Origin of the sequence: Cryobacterium sp. RTC2.1, from assembly GCF_035018685.1 — a bacterium.
Taxonomy (GTDB): domain Bacteria; phylum Actinomycetota; class Actinomycetes; order Actinomycetales; family Microbacteriaceae; genus Cryobacterium; species Cryobacterium glucosi.
On the sequence record NZ_JASJXJ010000313.1, the window covers coordinates 1 to 1,092 of the forward strand.

1 protein-coding gene is annotated in these 1,092 nt (G+C 70.9%); it reads left to right on the plus strand.

The annotated features are described in order from the left end of the window. Positions 1-248: 248 nt before the first annotated feature. Complete coding sequence (locus QN357_RS19020; protein ID WP_323505403.1) at positions 249-1,058, plus strand: FadR/GntR family transcriptional regulator; 810 nt, start codon at positions 249-251, stop codon at positions 1,056-1,058. The last annotated feature ends 34 nt before the right edge of the window (positions 1,059-1,092 follow it).

Below are 1,092 nucleotides of genomic sequence, written 5' to 3' on the forward strand. Positions count from 1 at the left end.
GGCAGGTCCCGAGACAGAACTGTCAGCAAGGTCATGAGACAGAACTGTCAGATTGAGAACGAGACTTCACAGCCCCTCCTCACGACGTGAAGGGGCCATTTTCGTACTCTCGCGGTTGGAGGGGCGGGTTGGGGAGAGGGCTGGACCCGGGCAGGCGTCGCCGTGTAGTGTGTGGTCAGACCACAGCGGCTTCGTCTCACGGCCGCCGCCGCAACGACCGAGACCACCCCACTGCCGAGGAGGAGCCCGTGACCGTTGACGCCGTGCCCACGCAGGGCGCACTCCCCGACGAGCGCAGGGCCTGGCAACTCGTGCTCGAATCGATCGAGGGCGAGTTGCTCTCGGGTCGGCTGCGACCCGGGGATCGCCTCGCACCCGAACGCTCCCTCGCCGCCTCCCTCGGCGTCGGCCGGTCGAGCGTGCGCGAGGCCATCCGGGTGCTCGAGGTGCTCGGACTCATCCGTACCGCGACGGGCTCCGGGCCGACATCGGGGGCGATCATCGTGGCGCTTCCCGGCGGCGGGATGTCCGCGCTGATGCGACTGCAGGTCGCGGCCCAGGGCTTCCCAGTCGAGGACGTCGTGAAGACCAGGCTCGTGCTCGAGGCCGCCGTCGTCACCGAACTCGCCGAGGCGCACGACCCCGCGTCGCTCGAACCGGCGTCGCTCGAACCGGCTGAGCAGCTCCTCGACGCGATGGATGCGCCGGGCCGGACCGAATCCGAGTTCCTCGCGCTCGACGCCCAGTTCCACCTCGCCCTCGCCGAGGCAACCGGGAACCAGGTCATCACCGCGACCATGGCCGGACTCCGCAGTGCGATCGAAGCGTACGCACGCGCGGGCGTTGCCGCGCTCGGGTCGTGGGCGGAGACATCCGCCCGCCTCAGGCTCGAACACCGCGAGATCGTCGCGTGCATTCGCGCGGCCGACCCCGCCGCGGCCCGCCGGGCCGTCCAAGCCCAGATCGCCGGGTACTACGCCGAGACCCGGCTCACGGCGGGACCGCGCGATCCCGACCCCGTCCGGGCGCCGCTCCCGTCCCGAGCCGACCTGACCTGACCTGACCTGACCTGACCTGACCCACCGAGCACCC